Source organism: Dyadobacter luticola (assembly GCF_005860805.1).
Lineage (GTDB): Bacteria > Bacteroidota > Bacteroidia > Cytophagales > Spirosomataceae > Dyadobacter > Dyadobacter luticola.
The window spans coordinates 407,976-431,082 of sequence record NZ_VCEJ01000004.1; the positions used below are offsets into that span (position 1 = coordinate 407,976).

The window sequence follows — 23,107 nt, forward strand, 5'->3', positions numbered from 1 at the left end:
CTAGTAGGCGAAGGATTTTTGGTTGGGCTGCATCTTGATCATTTCCAGTTTTCCCGGAACCGGCGCGTATACGAAAGATGACTTGATGCCTTCCTCCGACGTAAAATAACCCAGCATGGTAAGCTCTTTCATCAGTCGCCAGTAAGGCAGGCCTTTTGCCTGGGCGGCCATTTGTTCACGGTCTTCATTATCGCCCATTTTAGTTTGCTGCACCTGATAAGCCTTCATTTCTTCGACAGCGTCTGCCTCAACCTGCGTCAATAACGCTGTTTTTTGCTCCGGGTTCATCGTTAAGAACTGCTTCTTTTCCAGATTATTAAGTCCCTCCACGAAGCTTCGGTGCTCAGGCGTTTTATAACAATCCTGCACCATCATCACGATAAAACCCGGAACACCCGCGTCCTTCGCGCCGGGTGTAGCGGTCTTGGGAATGATCATTTCAGTCACTTCGGCGACGATCAATTTTTGGTTTTCGGTCAATGTTAATTCCGCAGAAAAATTTTCCGGGGCCACGCGGTCTTCCCAGCGCTTCATGGCCAGCAAAGTCGGCGCAGAAAATGCCCCGCCAAGCAGGGCCGCGACGTGTGTTATAGCAGTTCTTCTGTTCATGGATGAATTCGGCTGTGAAGTTGGAGCAGGTGCGTATACGTAGTGATTTATTATTTATATCAAATGAATTGACATTTTGTAACTCAAAGCGAACCAGTCATCAAGTCTAACCTCGTTTTAAAATTTCTTGGCAAATTTATATTACGTCTTTTTCGACAGGTTCCGAAATAATCGGGGCTTTTGAATTACTTTTAAATAAACTTAACCAAATCTATTAATGAAAAAACTTTTGCTTCCTTTTGTTACGCTTGCGTTTTGCTTTTTTACACAAGTTAGTTTTGCTCAAAAATATTACATGAAAGCCGGCCAATTGACCAGGGATGCAAGTCTTGCTGGTCCTTTTCAGGATTATACAGAGATTTCCAGCAGGCAATTTTCTGTGACTGCCGGAGCTGGCCAAAAACCTGGAAATGTGAGTTTTCAAGAGATGGTAATCACGAAACTGTCTGACTTATCCTCAAACAAATTACTGGCCACGATGACGAAACCCACACGGATTGATGAAGTCGAAATCGTAGCCACAACAGCTTCTCACGGTGATGGAACCAGAGTGGTTACCAACAAAATCCAGCTTAGAAATCCAGTTATTGTGAGTTACGCAACCAGTGCTGCCAATGGCTGCGAATCGGGTTGCACACAAATTGCAGAAAGTTACAAGCTGACTTATGAAGCAATTAAGATTACGACCTACTCACAAAATGACAAAACCGGAGAGTGGACCGCCGATCCTTCGCCCTTCATGTATAATCTGAAAACTGCAACCAACACCTACTGATCAGCGACCCGCCAACCGAATGAATTTTATGAGATTCATCTTATACTGCGCAGTTTGTTTTGCATGCTGCCAGTCTGTTCTGGCGCAAGACAATGCGCCCGACCCTCCCGAGAAGGTAGCGGCCGATGCGCTTTTCGCTATGACACAGGCAGATTATTACACTAATTTGTTGGTGAACGACCGCGTTCCTTACGAAGGTGACTGCTCAGGTGTAGTATGTAAGCAGGGTGGCTTGCCTGTGACGCTGATCAAGTTTGAAGGGGAAAGGATTGACGATGCAAATGTTGCGCTAACCTGGGAAACCAGCGAGGAAACCAATAACGATTATTTTGAAGTGGAGCGCACGCTCAATCCGAGCCGCGGCTTCATTACAGTCGCCAAAGTGAAAGGCGCCGGCTCCACGGCGACGCTCCATAGTTATCAGCAACAGGATTTTAACGATTATCCGGTTTATACCTATTACAGGCTCAAACAAGTGGATTTTGACGGGACGATCCAGTACAGCGCAATTATCAGCATTAAAGCAAGCGACGCAGCGCTGACGGTGACGGCACTTCCAAATCCGGGGCAGAGTAAACACATCGGTTTTAAAATAACCGGTCTGAAAGCGACCGAGCGATTTACGACGGTGATTTACAATGTGCAGGGAGCCGTTGTTTTTTCAGACCCGACGCCGCAAACCGATTCCGGGGAGCAGATCGTCCGGCCAAAGTTGCAGGATATCCCGCCGGGGAAATACAGTATCAAGATCAAAAGCGCTGATCGCCAGGCGACAACGTCTTTTGTGGTTATTCCTTAATGTTAAAAAGCAGGGTGTCTCAAAGTTAACTGAGGCACCCTCTTTCTTTTAATAGATGGTGTAGTAGTGTTCCTTGTAAATTTCCATCACCAGCGGAGATGTGCCTTTGATTCTGACAAGCGTCATTTTACCCTTCGCATCTTTGTAAGCCAGCACCGCTCCATTTGGTAATTCATTTTTCCAAAAAGTCGAATTTGCCGGTGCCGTAGAAACTGTTCCTAAATAATAGGTCAATGTTTTCAGGGATTCTGGTGTGATCGTTTTCACATCAACGATCCCTAATTCGGCAAAAGGCATCGTCCAGGCTTTCAGCTCGGTGTAGCAGCCCACGTAATTTCCCCAGCTAATGTCACCTTGCGCTTCCTCTACGATGGCAAACGGCGCTGTCAGTTTCATTCCTTTCAGGTAAGGCAATGTTGCGGTCGTTGCCAGCTGCCACTCAAATTTCGAACCCGGACGCGGTCGGTCCGTAATAGGATTACTAACCTGCATGGCCGAAGTAAGTGGCCCGGATTGTGCTTCACTCATAACCTGAGCCCCTTGCGCCGAAACCGGCTGCGGATTGTTGGCATCGTTGCAGCAGAATAATGTAAATGATAAAAAGAGGTAAGCAATACTCAGTACTAGATTTTTCATGGCTTTGAAATTTTTATAAGTGTTAAAAAATGAATGTATCCGCCGACCAGATGTGTGTCCTGAATCGACGATACAAACTTACCAGCCCGGCGAGGGGTAATGCAATTTCAAAGGGTGTATAAAAGGTGCACAGGGCGGTGCAGTAAGGTGTACAAAAGGTATACGGAAAGTCTTTGGAGGCTGGTAGGCGGGTATCTTAGGATATTAAGCAGGGATTTTTATAAAAAAGACTTGATTTTTGATCTTTGAAAATTGGCTGATACCGAACTTCCTGCGAGTTTCATATTACCTACATACGCTGGACTGTCCTCTCACTAACCACCGCCGTTTGCAGACAGCAAAAGGCCTTTTCCAGTACCTCTTTAATCACTTCGAGCTTTACTGGTTTTGACATATAGTCGTTCATTCCGACGGTTATGCATCTCTGGCGGTCTTCGCTCATGGCGTTGGCGGTTAATGCGATAATGTATGGCTGCTGATCCCGTGATTCGCGGATAACCCGGGTGGCTTCGAGACCGTCCATTTCCGGCATTTGAATGTCCATCAGGATAACCTGGTACGGCTGGTGGGCAAGTGCTTCTACGGCCCGCGTCCCGTTATTTACAATCGTAATGTTCTTATAGCCCAGTTTTCCAAGCACATAATCGATGAATTTCTGGTTGACGAGGTTATCCTCCGCTACCATAATGCGCAAAGGGAAGCGAGAGGCGAACTCGTTGTCCAGCAGCTTCGCCTGGGGATTGGGCGCAACGGTCGCGGCCAGGTTGGGCGAAACTTTTTCTGTGAAACCGGTTACAATGTGGAAATGAAATGATGACCCTTTCCCAACCTTGCTTTCCACAGTGATCCCTCCCTGCATCAGCCGGACCAGTCTCTCACAAATTACCAGGCCTAAGCCGGTACCGCCGTACTTCCGGTTAACCGACGAATCGAGCTGCGAAAAAGCCTTAAATAGGTTTTGCAGATTGTCTTCCCGAATGCCGATCCCCGTATCTGTTACCGTAAAACCGACTGTGATCTTGCCATCCCGCGCTTCTTCACGTGGGTAGGCCCGAACAGAAATGCTGCCTTTTTCTGTGAATTTCAGTGCATTGCTGATCAGGTTTGCCAGTACTTGTTTCAATCGTGAGCTGTCGCCGAGCAGGTAGTGCGGAAGGCGGGGGTCGATCTCGCAGGACAGCTCGATATTTTTGTGTGCCGACTGGGGAGCAAATAGTGCCAGTATTTCATCAATTGTGAGCCGCAGGTCAAATTCATGCTCTTCCAAATCGATCTTGCCGGATTCGATTTTTGAGAAATCAAGAATGTCGTTGATCACATTGACCAAAGTCTGGCCGCAGCTGGCGATGGTATTCGTGTAGTCGCGTTGCTCGGGGCTGAGTTCCGTTTCCGAGAGCAGGGCAGTCATCCCGATCACCCCGTTCATCGGTGTCCGGATTTCATGGCTCATGGTTGCCAGGAATATGCTTTTGGCGCGGTTGGCCTGCTCGGCTTCGTCGCGGGCGAGCTGGGCCCGCTCGTGCTGCTGGTAAAGCTCATCGGTTTGCGCCCGCAGTTCCTCCGATTGTGCCTGCAGCTCTTCGTTCAGCGCCTGCAAATGTTCGGACTGTACATAAAGCTCCCGTGCTTGTTGCTGCGTGGTAATGGTACGCTCTTCCACCAGTTCTTCAAGCTTTTCTTTCTGGCGTACAACCGCTTTAATTCGCTGACTATAAAGTAAATATAAAATACAGCAAAAAGCAGTAATTGCTCCCAGGCGGAACCACCAGGTTGCCCAAAACGGTGGCGCCACCACAATTTGAAAGTTTTGCCCGCCGGCCACCCATTCACCGGAAACGTTTTGCGCTTTGATTTTGAATGTATAGGAACCCGGCGGAAGATTCGTGTAAGTGGCGGTGTTTTTGCTGCCGACGTAGTTCCAGTTGTGATCAAAACCATCGAGCATGTAAGCATAATTCTTGCCTTCCGAAACAAAATCAAGCGCAGAATAACCGATAGAAATAAAAGACTGGTCGTAAGTCAGCCGCATGAGGGACGTTTCGGAAATGCTGGTGCTGTCGGGCGCTACATTGTTTTTATCACCCAAGTCTTGCCGGTCGAAAATGGTAAAACTGGTGATCAGGATCGGGTAAGTACGGTGCTCATTTTTGATAAAATGTGGATTAAATCTGTTGAAACCGTTTACACCTCCAAAATAAAGATTCCCCTGGCGGTCCTTAAACGCAGCTTTTTGCTTGAATTCTCTCGCCTGCAGCCCATACTCTACCGGATAATTTTGAAATCTACCTGTTTTAGGATTGAACATTGAAATACCGTTTGCAGTACTGATCCAGAGCATTCCGGAATCGTCCTCCACGATGGCCTGGGTAGCATCATTGATCAATCCCTCGCTCTCAGTATATCTCTTTGTTTTGCTGGTCAGGGGATCAAAACTGCAAAGGCCCCGGGATGTGGCCATCCACAAGATACCTTTCCGGTCTTCGATGATCGCGTTGATTACCGCAGTGGAAAACGCCTGGGAGCCGGGTATCTGAAAGCGGGTAAAGGAATCGCTCGCCTGGTTGTACCGGTTCAGCTTGCCGTCGTCTGTCCCCAGCCATAAATTCCCTTTTTTATCAGTTAAAAAACAACTGACCGTATTATCTGAAAGCGTTTGGCTATTCGCCGGATCGCTGAGGTAGTGCTTGAAAACGCCGGTGGCAGGATCATATCTGTCAATACCTTCGCCGTAAGTGCTCAGCCAAAGTGCGCCGTCCCGAGTTTTTGCAATCGCATAAATGTCATTGGAATAAATGCCGGCGGCACCGGGTTGCTTTTTAAATGTTTGCTGTTTTCCCGTTTTTGGGTCGAAATGGCATAAGCCGTTTCCCCAGGTACCGAGCCAGAGTGTCTGATCATTTTCCAAAACAATGCTGAGTACATGGTTTCCCGAAATAGCATAGCGCCCGGTTTGCTGTTTCAATGTGGTAAACTGGCCCGATTCCCTGTTCAGCCGGTTGAGTCCACCACCGTCCGTACCGATCCATAAGTTGCCTTGCAGGTCTTCGTTAAAAGACATCACAAAATTGTTGGAAAGGCTGTTTGGCGACGAACTGTGCAGGTAATGTGCAAAATGGTTGTGCGATTTGTAAATGCTGACCCCTGCACTGTAAATGCCCAGCCAGAAGTTATCCTGACGATCTTTAAAAATACAATCCACCGAATTTCCCGCCACGCTGGTCACATCTACCTCATCGTGCACGTAGGCTGTGAAGCGCCATTTTTTGGTGTCGAGAACATTCAGCCCGCCATTTTCTGTCCCTACCCATATCGCGCCTTCATTTTCATTGATGCTGGTGACATTGTTATTGGACAAGCTCGACGCATCATTGGGCTGATGCTGGAATAAACGGAAACTCCCTTTTTCCGCCTCGTAAAGATTGAGGCCACTGCCGTTTGTGCCTACCCATATCCTGCCACGGGAATCTTGAAATATAGCCCTGACATCGTTTCCAGAAATAAATGCGGGCGATTTCTTATTCGAATTGAATAATCTGAATGCTGCTTGTTTACGGTCCAGCAGGTTCAGGCCGGTGGAAGTTCCGGCCCAGATATTGTCCTGCTGGTCGCAGTAGACGGTGTTAACATTATCATCGCTCAGGCTGCCTGGCTTTCCCGGATCAGACCTGAAATGGGCAATAGCCAGGCCAGTGCCCGGATCAAACTCATCAAGTCCGCCGGTAGTTGCCAGCCACAATTTGCCATGGCGGTCGAATGTGATTTTGTTGATATAGTTACCGGAAATGGTCCCCCTGTTTGTCGCTACTGATACAAAGGCTTTAAAATGCTTGCGTGCCGGATCCAGTCGGTTAAGACCGCCGCCGCTCGTCGCGATCCAGAGGTTCCCCGCTTTGTCCTCTGTAATGCTGGTTACCAGATTATTTGTAAGACTGTTTTTGTTCGAATCCTTATTTTGATAGACCTTAAAATCGTGTCCATCGTACTGGTTTAGCCCACCATTTGTGCCAATCCAGATGAAACCGAGGTGATCCTGAAATATGCAGTTGACATTATTATTTGCCAGCCCGGTCTCAGCAGAAATGTGTTTGAAATGAAAAGGATCGGTCTGTGAAAAGACAGGCAGGCAGGAAAATTGGAAAAGGAAGAGGATGTAGTAAAGGTTTAATCTCATATAGTATTGTAGTAATAATACTATAAATATAAGGGTGTATTCAAAATCATCAAAGTATAATCTGGCACAACGAGTTAGGATTGCAGAAATTTTAAGCGAATTAGTTAGATGGCAGGTTTGGATGTGGCCACTGGTTGCAGGCGTGGCACATTTTTTGACATTTGGCCGCGATTAAGTTCTTCACTAACTACAAACATTTATGAATTCGGATCTGGAAAACCAAAATGAAGAAGTGCGCGACCCGGAAGTTGCAAAGGCACTCGCAAAAGGCAGAAATGCGAACGACAATTTCAACGATGAAAAAACGGATGATTACCAGGATGAGGCAGATCTGACCGAGCAACAGGCGCGTGACCGGATCAAAGGTGGCACAGGTCAGCATGGGGTTGAGCGCAACAGAAACGACGATTTTAATGACGAGGCGAATGCAGAGTAACAGGTTTTGCGGATACATTCATTTGAAACATGCTGGCGACTTGCGTAACCAAGTGAAAAGTGCCCTGCTTTTCACGGCTTTTATTCTTTTCCAACTCCACATGACGGCGTTGGCGCAGGGGCCAGGTAAGGAAAAATTCAAAGACCGGGTGATTGCAAAAGGGCTTGCAGGGCCGTGGGAAATTATTTTTGGGCCGGACGAACAGTTGTGGGTTACTGAATCCAAAGCTTACCACGTTGTGCAGATAGATCCGGGTAGTGGGAAAAAGGAAATTTTGCTGGATTTGAGTGACCAAAAAAGCTTTCCTGACTACGACGCACTTAACGATTCCATTGATGGCGGAAAGCCGTCCCCCCAGGGTGGTTTGATGGGCATGGCACTGCACCCGCAGCTACTCAACGGAAAACCTTTTGTTTATCTGGCGTTTGTGTACGATTTCGAGGGCAAACAACGGAAGGGCGATGGGCAGGACCCGAAGGATCATGGTTTTCATTTCAAAACCAAAATTGTCCGCTGTCAATATGATCCGAAAGCCCGTAAACTGAAAAATTTGCAGACCATTTGTGAGAACATTCCCGGCAGTAATGATCACAATGGAGGAAGGTTGCTGATTTCACAGGTAGGCGGAAAGGACTATCTGTTCTATTCAGTCGGCGATATGGGTGCAGGGCAGTTTAGGAATGCCGAGCGGAAAAACCATGCACAGGATATTTCTGTGTACGAGGGCAAAATCCTGCGGTTCAATACGGAGCCGGAAAATGATAAAATGACCCCGGAAGCATGGATTCCGGCCGATAACCCTTTTAACGGCCGGTCACGTAATGCGGTATGGACCCTTGGCCATCGGAACCCGCAGGGATTAGCCGAAATGCCGGTGAATGGTGAAAAAATGCTTATATCCTCTGAGCACGGGCCGTTTTCCGACGATGAAATCAATGTGATTAAACGCGGCAGTAACTACGGTCACCCGCTGGTGATCGGCTATCCGGATGGTAACTACAATGGTCTTTGCGCCGGCGTGACTGATAAAGAAGCACTCCCCGGAATCTGGAACAGCACCTACCCGCTGATCGTCAGTGAACAGCAGAATGCCGGCTTGCTAAAAAATTACGTGCCACCAATTAAAAGCTTTTTTCCTACCAAAAACAGCGAGTTACATGCCTATGCGGACACAATCCGGGCAGGGAAAAAAAGTCCCGAGTGGCCTTCGCTGGCACCTTCGGGCATTGCCGCTTATACTTCGGAAGCCATACCAGGTTGGAAAGGCTCCCTGTTAATTACTTCTCTTAAAAGTAGAAAAGTTGTGCGTCTGAAACTCAAAGAGGGCGGAACGCAGATTGAGAGCGAAACGGACTATTTTTCCAAGAAGGTTCGCTACCGCGACGTCGCAGTTTCCGCGGACGGGCGCCGCATTTACCTGGTGACAGACAGTTCCGCAGTTACGTCAGGCCCGTCGGCTGAAAATCCCAAAGGTTCGGAAGAGGAGGGAGCGATTTTGGAATTCTCATATGAAGAATAATGGTTCTCCGACAGCTACTTGCCGCACTGCCGGAAAAATTTAATAGAACTAATAAAGCAAAAAGCCCGTGTTATGTCACGGGCTTTTTGCTTTCAAATGTAAGTAATTCAATTTAAGTAATAGCTCAGGGTTTATGCATCATTTGGGCCATTTCCAAATGGTGTTTGAGCGTCGGTAGAGTGGCGGTAGCCCATGATTTGAGGTCCGCATCCTGGCCTGAGCTCGATTCCTTCTCAAATAAAGACACGGTTTCCTGATGTGAGCTTACCATCATTTTGGTATACATCATATTAAACGCAGTTCCCGAAGCTGCGGAAAGGCTATCGAGCATTTTTTGCTTGGTAGCTGAGAGCGTGGTCGGAATGGTCACATCCTTCTTATCGGCGAGTGTTTTCAATTCGTTATTCGCTTTGGTATGGTCCGTGATCATCATTTGCCCGAAGGATTTGACACTCATCGAGTCGCCCGCCATCACCATACCCGTTTTGGAACTGTCACCTTTTGCCACGGCCATTTCGCCTGCTTTGACCTCAAACATCCCCCCATCGGCGGCATTCATTACAAACATGCGGTCACTTTCCGGGATCATCGTGTCCTGGTCGTCATCGTCATCATTGCACGCAACCATCGCCGACATACTGCACAACAGCATTAACATTACACTTAACTTTTTCATAATAACAGGTTTTTAGTTTGGCTGGCCTGTTTTATAAAATGTATGCCAGGCATGAGGGTGCGGCGGCGCGTATATGGTTTTTTGGCAAACAAAAAGGCCTGTAAACTTTTGATTTACAGGCCTTTTTTAATTTTTTGGTGCCTTAGAAGTTGGTTAACAGGAATAAGAATATCAACCCTTTTTATGTAATTCTAATCTCGTTTAAGCATACAATAGGGCTTTCTATTTTTACCATCAAAGTCTGTTTTATACAGCTGCCAGCTATCAACACTGCGCTCTTCCAGATGGAATTGATTGACAGGATCGGCAAGTTCTTTTTTGAGCCAGCGGGGAAAGGCATTTGCAGCACGGGCGTTTTCCCAAGTATGGATCGCTTTAAAAATGGCGTCCTTTTGTGGGCAGCTTTCGACTTCTTTCTGATCAAGTTTTAGACTATAAGTAGAGCCGATCCCTACCGAAATTGCTTGAATGTGCTCATATTCGGCGACGGTGGATTTTGCGTTGATCGGGAAGTTTGCGCCCATTCCGGATGGGAAGAAGTTGGCATACGTGACGTCTCTCAGATCTTTGCCCTGGCTGGTGGCACTGCCCCATTCCCTGGTTTCAACGTCATAAAGATTTTTACCGCCGCCCACATTCCAGATGCTTTGATAATGCCAGGAACCTTCGGACAAGGTAGATCCAGTGAAACGGATATACGGCACACCAAGCTTATTCGCCCGCTCAAACATCTTATGGAAAAACCGTTTGACGGAATAATAACCGTGACCATTGTTGAACAAAAATTCCTGACCGTCAAAATCATAGTATGCCAGTCCATTGATCTTACATACGTCGGCATAGTATTCGGCTATTTTGTCCTGCAATTGCATGTTGGGAATGAGCCCGTCGTAGCCATAATTGATGGTCACCTGCAATTTGTAGATTGTATCCCCAGCTTCATGATTGCCTTCGGTGGTTTCCCAGTAGCCACGTTTCACATTGAGCAGCCGGAATGGTGCTGAATCAGAAACCCCCATATAATGAATCAGCTCCTTGCCGATCTTGATTATATTAAGGCTTTTGGCGTGACCTTCCCAGCTGGCGATTTCGTCCAGATCTTTTGGATCATTGACAAGAATAATCGTATCGCCAGGCGCTATACTCTTCACGAGCAATCGTTTTTGCTGATAACACAAACTAACACCGGGAACCGGGCTTGCATCCTGTGTTCCGGGAGCCAACGCAGTCGTAATCGGCGTGCGGCCAATGATCAATCCGGATTTGGCAGCGATTTCAGCAAATTCTTTATGCGATTTGTCTCCGGACGCCATTTTCAATGGTTTCTTTTCAAAGTTTTTTCCGTCCAGATATCCCGCGTTCGCTCGGTCAGGCCTGACGAAACCCTGATCATATAAGCTGATTGCTTTAAAACCTAAATGATGGGCATAGGGTACAATGCTATCATACACCCCACCAACAGTGATGACGTCCGGAACAAATGCGGTCGGATCTTTTACCCATTTTCCATTGATTGTAGGATAAGGCAGGCCTTCCGACAGCACAATGTTTTGCACGACATCCAGCAATGCCGTACTATCCGGACTTCCCCAAAACGCAACCGAAGAGCCATTATAATCTATACCAGGCAACGGCTGTACTTCCAGGTGATTTGGTTTGTTGACTTCCATATTCGGTATCAGCGAAAAGTAAACCTCCCGCTTCGGGGCCCGGTCTCTCGAACTGTACGCAATGGAGATTCTGCCCTGACTATCGATCTGGGCTGCGTTTCCATATAAAATCCGATAATAAGGTTCTTTGTGCGCGTAGAAAGCGACGTCGTTGATACCGTCTCCGCCAATGGGAAAAATCTGACCTTCTTGCAGGTGCGAGGGCAGCGGAAAGCGCTTTTTATCGGGACTATGAATAATATACTGAAAAGGCGCCGCGTCGGCTATTGTTTCAGAAGTTCCGCCCAGAGTATTATCGTTCAGCGCCAGCATGCCAATCGCATAATTGACAGCATCGCTGGTATCGCGGGCAACCCCGATAATTTCTCCAAAAAGGTTGATGATATTGGTATGATAGGCACCCCACTGAATGTTGTCGATACCATTTTTGGGACCAAGCGATTGCAAAGTCAGCTTGAAATACTTCTTGTTAGAAACCAATACGACAGTGGCAACCGAACCATTGGGATATTGCAGTGCAAAAGTGTTTTTTGACTTACTATACGTGGCCTTCGTTGGCTGGTAATATATCCCTTTTTTACTATCGTAAAGAGAAAGCAATGGCGAAGGTTTGTCAGCAGGGCTAAATTCCCGCTGAGCAGTTTTTCCCGTTACATTCTTCATACTTGTAATCCATCCCTTATTGTTGATATGGATTTTAAAATAGTCAGTAGCAAAGTCATGCTGCGCATGGCAGTACGGAGTGAAGAATAAAATTAATGCATTTAAAACCAGTGTTTTAAGTATCAAGAATCGCATGTCGGTGAGATAATGTGGGTAAAAGTAAATGCACTAAGGTGTCAGCAAAAACCATTTCTGGCTTTTGGCCGGGATGGAGACTTTCAAAGTCATTTTAGTACCGTTCAATGCCATTTTTTTAGCCGCCCCTTCATTTTCCGAAATACTAACCTGCCTTTGCAGTCCCGTATAGTAAAGGTCTATATCAATTTCCCTGGTGATCGGCTGGTCGAGCGGGTTGTAAATCATGAGCAAACCCTTCTCTTTTCCATGCGGATCTACGTGCATGATCGCGTCGTAATCCCTGCCGTCGGGCCTGCGGATGTGGATGATGTCCGAGTCGAGTATTCTTCTGTGCTTTTTGTAAAAATCAACCCAAGTTTTCACCATTGTTTTGGTTTGTGGGGCATCATACAATTGCGGGCCGCGGTAGCACGCCTGCACACCTGCGCCAAATAAATTGGCCAGCCGCTGCTCGTAATGCGGCAGGTGCTCTTTAAGCGGTTCAATGGTTGCAGCTGCGCCCCCGCCGTGATATTGGACCAATGGAACAAACATCCAGCCCATCGACGGCGTTTTTTCCCAGGTGCCATCATAAATGTTTTGACGCTCTATTATTTCCTGCAATTCACGCGGCAATGACCAGTTGGTTTCCCGGTAGCCCATGGCGCCTTTGGTACTGCCGTTCAAATAATACCAGTCCGGTACATTCAGGTAAATGCCTCTGCTTCTACACCAGCGGTAAAACTTTTGAATTTCCCCGAACTGCTTCCAGCGCGAATCTTCCAGCCCGCGGTGGCCAGGATGTGTGGTGGAGGCGCATACATCGCCGGGATAGGAACCGTCATGTTCGAGCAGATCATGCCCGGTTGTTTCGTAAAAATTGTATAGCTTCTTGAAATATTCCTTCCCCCATTCACTTTCCAGACAGGGAGAATTCCCGAATGCAGGCGTCTTTCCAGCAGGCATTACCACATCATTTTCTTTGTTAATGGCCCGGCTCGCCAGCAGCGAATAGCCGCCCAGCGCAACACCCTTCGATTTGGCATAATCCTTCAATGCCTTCATTCGCTGCAAGTTTTCGGGCGACGTATTCTCGATATCAAACCCGCTGCCGAACGTCATGATCACCATTTCAAAACCTACTTCGGCACATTGATCAATTGCCGCTTTCACCGGCTGATCTTGGGCGCTGCTTACATGCATGATCACCGGATTTTCAGTAACCCAAGGCGATATTGTTCGGTACATTTTTCTTTCACTCAGGCCTCTGCGTTCCCGGTCGTAGCTATCATAGATCAGTTCCCAGAGCCGCATGCTTTCAAATGAAGCTCCGGCGGCAACTTCCTGTCCCATGCCGGTTTTGGGCATACATACCAGCAGCGAGGGGGTTTGCAAAAGATAGTTGACCTGCGTCGTATAAGTCGAGTCTACCTTCCATTCCACACAGGCATTTTGCGCGGCATTTGGCGACATAGAGCCAAATGCAAAGTCGCTTTCGGCAAATATGGGCGGCAATTCCCAGCGTTGTTTGTGTTCCACGGCACTTTCCGCCTCGGTTACAGCCAGATGCTCGCTTTTTATATTGTTGACGATAAATTCTGATTTTCCTTCATTTGCCACACTCAACCATTTGCTGATCAAGGGCAGTCCGTCATATAATTCATAGTGTACCGTCACTTTCAGGCTTTCGAGAAAGTCAAAATCGGCATCCGATCCTTGATTTCCACCTAATAAAAGTAATTGCTCTATTTTGCCTCTTCCCACCGCCCCGTCTACACCATTACCTTTCACTTTACCCCCACGCGGATCAGTTTTCCCCAGCCGAATATGTGTCGGATAGGTGCTGGTCGGCAACTCTGTAAGTACCCGGTAAGTTTTTCCATCCTCAGAAACCGAGCAGATCATCTTTTTTTCTGCCAGCAGTACTTTTAGAAAATAGGATTTGCCGGTATCAAAACCTTCAAAATCCTGGCTTTTACCATCGTGATACACGCGGAAACGCTTGTTACCCGGTGACAGATGAAATTTAGAAGATTTGTCACCCTCAAACTGCAATGCAACGCCCGGACCGTATCCGCTACTTTGATCCGTTCCCGAATTGAGCTTGCAAATGATCACTTTGGTTTGCTGTGGCAGCGCGCGTTCTCCAAAAACCACCGCGTTGGCCGGCGCGAGGATTTCTCCCGCCTTACCTTCATTATTAAACGCATTGGCCAAAGTATGGGACGACACAATATTCCAATCCGATGATAACTTTATGAAATCATCTTTCAGCAAAACTTCCCTTTTCGAATCCTGTGCTTTCAGGTCTTTGAAATTCCTGATTACGTCCTCGTTGGCCTTGTAAGTGAATGCTACTTCTATCCCTTTCGGCGGCCAGGGCAATTGCTGGGACGACCATTCAGTATGGCGGTTCCATTCGAAACGTTCTTTGATCGGCGACGAAGTATAAGACATTAATTTCAGGCTATACGGGTCGGCTTTCATACCGGAGATCCATTCGGGCAGCAAGTAATTTCCAATAGGCTGACCGGTAAGTCCGCCCACGTTGATCTCATGTCCATTCACCCAAATCACCGCCTCGGGAGATACCGCACGAACCAATGCTTCATTGGTAATCAGGTTGTCCAGTCCAATGGTGGCACCATTCGGGTTAATCGTGAATGTTCGCGACACCAGCCCGTTACTCAAAACCATGTGCCCTTCCGGAGTTTTGTACATAGCCGATTTCTGGGCATTGCCGGTGATAAGCCAGTCGGTTTTGCTGCGCAATGTTTGCTTATTGTAAATAGGCAAGTTGTCAATATTAATGGTCTGTGCATGGGTGCCTGCCAAATGATACATGGCAATCACAAATGTTATAATGGCACGGATACTATTTCTCATTTACCGATTCTTGATAAGTCTGTTATTTATTTTCTTTTAGCACAATCATGAACCCTTTACCTCCCGGAACATGTACGGAACTCAGCGATTGGAGAGGCTGCTCTTCCTGGAAGTTCTTGATAAATGGCATCGAGATAGTGCATTTAGAGGCGTCATAACCTAACGCATCCCAGTCAATCAAAACCGATGTACTCTGCGCTTCTTTCTCCCAATTGGCAATCGCAATAATGCTCTCGTTTTCTCCTTTGAAAACCGAAGCCATGATGTGCTCGTTATTGGTCGTAACCGGGCAGTTTTTGTCCCAGTAGCCAAGCAGTTCTTTATCTTTGCAATTGTGTTCATCCCAAAATTTCCATAGCTCGTCGGGCGTGTTGCCGGTCCAGCCCGACCGGTTGGTAATGCCATAAACCATTCCCCGCCATGGATTACCGCCGCCTTCCAGCATTTGTCCCGGCAAGCCGAACGGAATGCCTGACACTTCCACGAGCCAATGATCCGGCGCCCGGTTATAATCTCGTGCCTCTCCAATCCACACCAGATCTAGATACGGAAGTAGTTCCATATAGAGGTTCAGGCAGCTGGCAAATCCTGCCCAACTGTTGAAATGGTTCCAGCTATGCAGGTCGATCCGACCTTCCGGGCGGTTCTGGTCAATGACTTTTCGGGCCCGCTGCAAGGTAAAGCGGTCGAGCGCGGCATCGTCTATGTAGATGCCGTCAATCTTTAAATTCTGAACCATCCAGTCGAGCCCCGCGATGTAAAAATTGTTGAGCCTGCTGTTGGGCGTGGTGATCACCGACAGATCGAACGAGCCTTTGAACTTGCCCTCGCTGACAGGGTTATACCAGGCCGGAACGTATTTTTCCCTTAGATTCTTAACCAGCCATTCATTAGGGCCTTTTGGGTGCAATGCTTCCGTCCGGCTCGCATTGCCCGGTCCGGGAAATAGTACTTCTCCGTCCAGACTGTAAAATGCCTGAAATTCGGGAATATTCTTGGTGAGCTCCCGGGTTGTGTAATACAGTTTTAGCCGTTTTTCCTGGCTGTGGGCTTTATCCACCAGCGTTTTCAGTTCGGTCGTATTTTCATCGAGATAGGGATAATTGATGAACGGGTAAATGTCTTCGGCGTGGTGGATGTTGATAATGTTGGCCCCGGCCTTTTCGGCTTTGTCAATTTTACTGATCGCATTAGTGCCTCCACCGTGGAAGTATCGGTCGCCGTATTTTTTTTCATTGCTGATGGTTTTGAAGGGCGTGATCAAAAGCTCAAAGTCATAATTCAGCACGCTGCCCGCGGCCATGTCCCGGCTGCCGGAGTAGGCCATCACCTCGACGGAATTGCCTTTCTGCTCCACATTTACGCCTCCTTTATTTTCATTTCCCCAGGAGGGAGGAAGACGCAGGGGCTCGAACTTGTAATAAATGTTAACCAGCGGCAGCTTATAGTTCTCCGCTTTCCATTTCAGGCGCAGTCCGCCATTTACCGCACCCAGCCACAGTGCATCCTGATTTTTAGTGGTATCCCATTGCCATTTCCAGGAATTGGGCCGCAGGCCACCTTCCCGGTTAAGACCCATCATGTATGTTGCTTTTTCTTTGGTCACCGGCACTTCAAGACGGATGTCTTTGATTTTTAATTGCTTCAATGCCTTCAAAGAGACTTTATAATCTACAAATCCATCGTAGTTCAGGCTGCCGGAACACATCAGCTCGCATTCCGCCAATGTGTTCTTTACCTGCCAATTGATATGGTCTTCCTTTTCCTCGATAAACTTCACAGCTCCTGGCGTTAGCCTTATAATCTCGCCATTTGCTTTTTCCACTACAAAACGAAATGCGCCACCAGTGATCGGCTCACTTTTTTCAGATATGCTTTGATTGGAACTCGTAAAAAAACTGTTGATTTCTGCTGGCATACCGTCGTTTCCGATCACAAAGGATCTTCCCAGGATATGCAGGGTTTTGTCTTTGCGGGTCACAGGCTGGTAACCTTTCGCGATTTCCTCATTGATGCCGACAGTACTGTTCAACCAGTTCATGCGCGATAAACCTTTTCCCTCGTTGTAGCCGTGGTTTTCAACAGCATTGCCGTCAACCGCGAGTTGTATTTTTATAGATTGTTTTTTACCATCGATTAATATGTTAGTGGTACCATTATAAATTCCTTTAGTCACACCGGTAAGATCTGCGCCCACCCATAATGCCTGCACCTTACCATTCGGAATATTGATCTTTTTAGAAAAAGGCTTGCCCAGATAGTCAATTCCGCCCGCATTGAAACAACTTACCCGCTTTGAAGAGATCGTTTTTCCATCCTTGCTTCTCAGATCTGAAAATTTTATTTCCAAGTTCTGAATGTTACCGCTACCTGCCCAGACTCCGATCTGGTAGACAAAGTATTCGCCGGGCCGCGCAGAGAGTGCAAATTGTTTTTTAGTAATATCCTGGGTTAACCAGGACACCTTCAGCGAATCGTTCCACCGGATGGGGTTTTCCCTGTTTTCTTGAAAAACATAAAAAGGTTGCCCGGCTAGTTTTGCATATTGCTTTTTAGCGGATTCGATGGAGATATATTTCTCGCTGTTTTGCCCGGTTACGCCCACGGCCAAACAAAGCAGCATGCTTAGAAAAATGTATTTCATTGTGGATAAGGATTTAAGATACCCGGCGGGCCTGCTGCAAATGTAGCTTGCTTTTTAGCCTGTGGTAAAAAGAGGGAGCGCGCTGCAACGCGCTCCCGTATCTAAAAGGGTTTAGGAAAGTCCATGCATTTTTCCCGGAACCATCATTTATTCAGGGAATTCTTGCTGAAAATATTACTACTGCAGTGGGTCGAATGTGCCTCCCCAGCTTTTATTCTGTTCGATTTTGCTGCTGCGGTCCAGAATGGCTTTTGGAATACCAAAAAAAGAATACTTATCTTCATCCAGCATGACGATCGGCTGGTAATCGCGGGTTTCGGTGATGGTAAATTTGCTGGCGATCGAGTTAATATCAACAATACCTTTTGGCCGGTCGGCTGCTGTCCCATTCCATTCCACCCGTAATCCGTGGAAGTATTTATCCTTGAAACTGTTAAATGTGGAGCTGTAAATACGCCATCTGCGCAAATCCCAGAAGCGTTGTCCCTCGAAAGCAAACTCCACTAAACGCTCGTCCATGATTGCTTTTCTGATCTCGGGAAGCGTTGCTGCAGCGATGCCATAGTTCGCTTTGGCTCCCGGCTCGATGCCGGCCCGGCTTCTGATTTTGTACATCGCAACCAGTGCCTCACTGGCTTTACCAATTTCGTTGGCAGCCTCTGCCATGTTCATGAGTACTTCTGCATACCTGATCTCAATCCAGTCAACCTGCCCGTCTTCTACGGTGGTCCGGGTAATGTTACGGTCCAGCATTTTGGCAGGGTAAAAACTCGAATGTGAATACAGGTTTTCGCTGTTATCTGCCCTGGCTTCTTTCCCATTGATCCCCGTAGCCGCGTTACCATCGGCATCATAGTAATAGGTCCACATATTTTCCTTTCCGAACATTTCAGCCAGATAAGGATCCGCACCATTGTAAGCGATGGAAGCATAAAAACGCTTGTCTCTGTCTTTAAACAGGGTTCTATAGTCCATTTTGGCTGGATCGTACTTCGAGCCGTCTTTCATTGGATAAGCATTCACCAGTTCGAGAGAAGGAACATTATCACCTACTGCCCCGCGTGAGTAAAGCAATGGACGCATTCCCGCTTGCGAGTAGCCGTTCGAAAACCCGGGGTACTGAAACCGTTTGACCATGATCACTTCCTTGTTCATCTCATCAGTCCACAGGTCTTTATAATTCGCATAAAGTCCTTTGCCATTTGCATCCAGGAATGCCAGGGCATCTTTACTTGCCTGATAGGCCGCTGTCCAGCGCGCCGGATCGTTCGTACGGTTGAACTGCGGGCTGGCCCAATACAGCAGCACGCGTCCTTTGAAAGACATGGCAGCACCTTTATCAATCCGTCCGATCGTACTGAGTGGCTCTGCCAATGTGATGGCTTCGTCCAGGTCTTTAACAATCTGGGCAATACACTCGGAGGTTTTGCTTCTGGGTACAAAAATCGCATCCTTGTTGGCCGGCGCTTCTGGCTTTAAAATCAGCTCGACCCCTCCATAAGCTTTGACCATCCTGAAATAGGCAAATGCCCGCCAGAAAAGCGCTTCGCCCTTCAATGACTTTTTGACGTTTTCATCGAATGTTGCATTATCCACCTGGGCAAGGAAAATGTTGATTTTCCGGATGTTTTCGTAGGGAAAATCATTATAAGTGTCCGAGGTCAGGGTTCCTTTCAGATAATCACTGAGTCCTGCTGCATACTCCCCGTTGATCACCATGGTTTCATCCGTAAGTCGCCCAACTGAAAATGAGGACGGCATAAAGTTGGCGTACATGTCATTCACATAAGCCTCAGCCACTTTGGGGTTTGTGAGAACGTCCTCGCTGCTGAGGGCTGCAAGGTTGGCTTTGTCCAAAGGATCGCAGCCGGCCAGCAGCATCAGGCAAAACAGGCTCGATATATATATATATGTTTTTTTCATGTCTGTAAGTCTATAAGAAAGTGGAAACTAATTAGAATGAGAGGTTTACGCCCATCGTGTAGGTTTTCATCGTCGGATATGCGTTCATACTTGCGACGCTCGGGTCATGAAAGTCATATTTCGAAAGTGTAAGCAAGTTTGCCCCGGACAAGTAAAAGCTCACTGCTGACATGCCGATCTTTTTAGTCAAAGTTTTGGGCAGCGAATAATTAAGATTTATGTTTTGAAAGCGCAGGAAACTGCCATTCTTTAACCAGAAAGTGGATGGCAAATGATCATTCGATGCGTCCCAGGTGACCGGCTGCGGATAGGCCGCATTTACATTTTCAGGCGACCAAGAATCGAGCCAGAATGAAGGTGGTCTTGCGCCGTCGAAAAACCTTCTGCTATATCCATCGTCATAGAGCTTCGAGCCGCCGGTTACACCCTGCACGAATACGTCCAGTCCAATGCCTTTCCAGCTGGCCCTAAGATTTAATCCAAATGTGTAAGGATTAAGAGAATGTTTGCCTTTCAAAACCTGCCTGTCGTAATCATCGATCTTGCCATCAGGAACGCCCTGTGCACCATTTACATCCTCAAAATTGATAATACCCAAAACAGCTGGCTTTCCATAAATAGTATAGCCCGATGGCAATGCGTCCAATTGTTCGCTTGTACGGATGATGCCAGAGGATACAAGCATTCTGATATAGTCGGTCGGGCGCCCGTTCGGGTTATCTACGTCCTGGGCATTCTGAGCGACGTCCCTCACTTTCACCTTGTTGTTAGAATACGAGAAGCTGCCTTTAATGCCATACGTTACATCACCGGCATTACCATTGTAGCCCAGCTCGATCTCATAACCGTGTCCATCGACAATCCCGTAGTTTTCTGGCGGCATACTTCCTCCGAAAGAATTAGGCAGGGAAGCGATCCGGGTGTCAAGGATATCGTAATTGTGTCTTTTGAAATATTCCCCGGATAGTGAAAAACGATCAAATATCTGTGTATCAAAGCCTACATTAAGCTCACTGGTTTTCTCCCAGGTAAGTTTTTCGTTCACAATTCCATTGTAACCTACTCGCGGCTGGGGCGTAGTTCCAAACAGATAGTCGCCGTTTACCCCATACGATTCGCTCCATTTCCATCCGCCGACAGCATCATTACCGGCCAACCCCCATGACCCGCGCAGTTTCAGAAATTCAATGTGCCGTACTTTGAAAAAATTCTCTTTAGACAATACCCACCCAGCCGATACAGAAGGGAACAAACCCCAGCGATATTCCGGTCCGAAAAGCATTGATCCATCACGACGAGCAGTTGCATTAAGAAAATACTTGTCGTCGTAACTGTATATGATCCGGCCAATATAGGATGCGCGGCCGGTTTCCGATTCTGTTCCGTCTACATAGGAATCAGCCCTGGCCGAGGATGTCGCCCAGAACTGGTCTTTTTGCACAAGCGGGAAGTTTTCTCTTACACCGTAGAAATAATCGTATTTGCCTTCGCTCTGCTCATAAACTGCGATTGCGTCGATGTTATGCTTGCCGAACTGTTTGGTAAAATTCGCGCTGAAGTTCAACTGGTAATTGTTGGTTGCTTCCTGGGTTTTCACCAGCCGCTCTTTATTTGGATAAGCGGATTTTATGCTGCCGATAATCTCGTCCGTGAAAATGGCTCCATTGGTTCCCTTTTTGACTACATCATAAAGCGTTGTTTTTAGCTCATGAAGCTTCATCGTCCTGGCCTCGTAGTTCGGACTGAATTTACCTGACACAGACAGCCCTTTAACAAATGGAACATTGTAGGTTAACCCTAAAACCATTGCAATGTTTCGTTCTGTGCGCGTAACCGAGCCGCCTTCTTCCACAAAGGCGAGTGGATTGCCTATCCAGCCTGGATTGATGAATTTGCCATCTGATGTCTTTGGTCCTGTGTTAGGTAAATAGTAAAGCAACCTGCCCCACAAACTACCAAAAGTCGGATTCGTGTCAAAGCCGTCAAGGTCCTCCTGCATGGCAAACCGCGTCTTTTTGCCCTCATTGTAGGCGACATTGAAGGTACCTGTCAGGTTTTTGGTCAGATTGACGTCAATGTTGGAGCGGAAATTATACTTTTTAAAATCGGCATTTTTAATAAAGGCCGACTGATCAAAGTAGGAGCCGGCCACAAAATACTTCACCTTGTCGCTTCCACCACTGGCGGATAGAGAATGTCTTTGCAGTACAGGATCGATGTAGGCCTGTGTGTACCATCCTCGTCCCGGATCATTATTTTCAAAAAAAGCAACTTCCTCAGCGTCATAGGCCGGTGCGATGCCTCTGCTTGTACGTGCATAATTGTTGAGCCTGACCATGTCGCGGGCATCCACATAACTAGGTATTTTGGATGGATTATCGAAACTGTATGAATAATTGTAATTGAGCTGAAACTTACCGGATGTCCCTCTTTTAGTAGTTACAAGCACTACTCCATTGGCAGCTCTTGCACCGTATATCGCGCCGGATGCCGCATCTTTCAGTACAGTAATATTTTCAACTTCGGAATAATCCAGTGCGTCAAACATTCTTTTGTCCATGATCACACCATCGATCACATATAACGGGTCGTTACCGGTAGTTTTCCAGGTGTTAACAGATCGGATCCTGATAGGCGGAGCATACCCTGGAGCACCGGATGCCTGGCTTACATAGACCCCACTTAAACGTCCAGCCAGCGAGCTCGACAGGTTGGGCACCGGATTGTTTTTGACATCATCGGATTTCATCGTAGCAATAGCTCCTGTAACTGAGGTTTTCTTCTGCGTACCATACCCTACCACCACTACTTCCTCCAGAGCTTTGTCATCTTCTGCCAACCTGATCTCCAAAACGGTTGTCGCACCCACAGAAATTTCCTGAGACACGTAGCCTACATAACTGAAAACCAGTCTTGCATTCTGATCCGGCACATCAATTTGAAATTTCCCGTTCTCATCAGACGTTGTCCCAAGCTGTGCGCCCTTCAGCAGAATGCTAACTCCTGGAAGGCTTTCGCCGGCTACATTCGTAATGGTTCCTCGCACGGCTATGTCCTTTTGTTCAGCGCGGGTCAGCTTATCGATGAGCATTCCTTGCATTCTTTTTTCCATGCCCTGCTGCACGCCTGGATTGGCACTTTCTCCGGGTGGCGGAAGATCCGGTGATAATCCGGACTGTGGAACAGACTGCTTTTCCACTTTTTTCTTGACCACAATGGTTTTATCCACCACTGTATAAGTAAGCGGCTGGTTTTTCAATATCTCATCCATGATCTCCTGGACAGAACTGCTCTGAAGTGACGCAGTCACATTCCTGGCTTTCTTTATGACTTTATTATCATAGAAAAACTTGTAACCACTTTGTTGTTCAATCCGGTTAAATACGTTTGGGAGCGTCGCGTCTTTAACAGAAACTACAATTTTCTGCGAGAGGCCGTCGGCTGATACATGAACACAAGCGACGGCTATCAAAAGCGCTATCAGTTTCATTATCAAAAGGAGTTTAAGCGAGTAACGGATGTTAATACACGTCACTTTCCTGTGTAAAATAATTTGCATATTTTTGTTTGGGTTTGGATTGTA

General features: G+C 47.2%; 13 protein-coding genes. 4 read left to right on the plus strand and 9 right to left on the minus strand.

The genetic code is table 11. The features are described 5' to 3' along the window. Complete coding sequence (locus FEN17_RS12435) at nucleotides 1–609, minus strand: gluconate 2-dehydrogenase subunit 3 family protein (protein WP_138365682.1); 609 nt, start codon at nucleotides 607–609, stop codon at nucleotides 1–3. A gap of 217 nt (nucleotides 610–826) precedes the next feature. On the opposite strand from FEN17_RS12435, the gene FEN17_RS12440 reads away from it, so the two are divergent. Next, on the plus strand, nucleotides 827–1,384 hold the full coding sequence (locus tag FEN17_RS12440) for a type VI secretion system tube protein Hcp (protein WP_138365683.1): 558 nt from the start codon (nucleotides 827–829) through the stop codon (nucleotides 1,382–1,384). Nucleotides 1,385–1,412: 28 nt separating this feature from the next. Further along, nucleotides 1,413–2,183: a T9SS type A sorting domain-containing protein gene (locus FEN17_RS12445; RefSeq protein ID WP_171037910.1), complete on the plus strand. Its 771-nt coding sequence runs from the start codon at nucleotides 1,413–1,415 to the stop codon at nucleotides 2,181–2,183. A 48-nt stretch (nucleotides 2,184–2,231) separates the two neighbouring features. Here FEN17_RS12445 and FEN17_RS12450 read toward each other — a convergent pair whose 3' ends face one another. After that, nucleotides 2,232–2,819: a hypothetical protein gene (locus FEN17_RS12450; RefSeq protein WP_138365685.1), complete on the minus strand. Its 588-nt coding sequence runs from the start codon at nucleotides 2,817–2,819 to the stop codon at nucleotides 2,232–2,234. A 289-nt stretch (nucleotides 2,820–3,108) separates the two neighbouring features. After that, nucleotides 3,109–6,990, minus strand: coding sequence for a two-component regulator propeller domain-containing protein (locus FEN17_RS12455; RefSeq protein ID WP_138365686.1), 3,882 nt, complete (start codon nucleotides 6,988–6,990; stop codon nucleotides 3,109–3,111). Nucleotides 6,991–7,189: 199 nt separating this feature from the next. Between FEN17_RS12455 and FEN17_RS12460 the strand changes: the two genes are divergently transcribed. Then, on the plus strand, nucleotides 7,190–7,426 hold the full coding sequence (locus FEN17_RS12460; protein ID WP_138365687.1) for a hypothetical protein: 237 nt from the start codon (nucleotides 7,190–7,192) through the stop codon (nucleotides 7,424–7,426). Further along, nucleotides 7,416–8,945, plus strand: coding sequence for a PQQ-dependent sugar dehydrogenase (locus tag FEN17_RS12465; protein WP_171037911.1), 1,530 nt, complete (start codon nucleotides 7,416–7,418; stop codon nucleotides 8,943–8,945). Before FEN17_RS12460 ends, FEN17_RS12465 begins: the two co-directional genes overlap by 11 nt. A gap of 124 nt (nucleotides 8,946–9,069) precedes the next feature. Here the strand turns inward: FEN17_RS12465 and FEN17_RS12470 are convergent, their stop codons facing one another. The 6 genes from FEN17_RS12470 to FEN17_RS12495 form a co-directional block, all read right to left on the minus strand. Then, nucleotides 9,070–9,621, minus strand: coding sequence for a DUF4142 domain-containing protein (locus tag FEN17_RS12470; protein ID WP_138365689.1), 552 nt, complete (start codon nucleotides 9,619–9,621; stop codon nucleotides 9,070–9,072). A 191-nt stretch (nucleotides 9,622–9,812) separates the two neighbouring features. Continuing rightward, nucleotides 9,813–12,089, minus strand: coding sequence for a hypothetical protein (locus tag FEN17_RS12475; RefSeq protein ID WP_205748146.1), 2,277 nt, complete (start codon nucleotides 12,087–12,089; stop codon nucleotides 9,813–9,815). A 33-nt stretch (nucleotides 12,090–12,122) separates the two neighbouring features. Next, nucleotides 12,123–14,957 (minus strand): hypothetical protein, encoded by a 2,835-nt coding sequence (locus FEN17_RS12480; RefSeq protein WP_138365690.1) that lies wholly within the window; start codon nucleotides 14,955–14,957, stop codon nucleotides 12,123–12,125. 22 nt (nucleotides 14,958–14,979) lie between these two features. Next, a complete protein-coding gene (locus FEN17_RS12485) occupies nucleotides 14,980–17,601 on the minus strand; it encodes a glycoside hydrolase domain-containing protein (protein ID WP_138365691.1) in 2,622 nt (873 codons plus the stop codon). Between the two features lie 177 nt (nucleotides 17,602–17,778). Further along, nucleotides 17,779–19,524 carry a RagB/SusD family nutrient uptake outer membrane protein gene (locus FEN17_RS12490; RefSeq protein WP_138365692.1) on the minus strand — a complete coding sequence of 582 codons (1,746 nt, stop codon included), beginning with the start codon at nucleotides 19,522–19,524 and terminating at the stop codon, nucleotides 17,779–17,781. 31 nt (nucleotides 19,525–19,555) lie between these two features. Beyond that, nucleotides 19,556–23,014, minus strand: coding sequence for a TonB-dependent receptor (locus tag FEN17_RS12495; RefSeq protein ID WP_171037912.1), 3,459 nt, complete (start codon nucleotides 23,012–23,014; stop codon nucleotides 19,556–19,558). Between the last annotated feature and the right edge of the window lie 93 nt (nucleotides 23,015–23,107).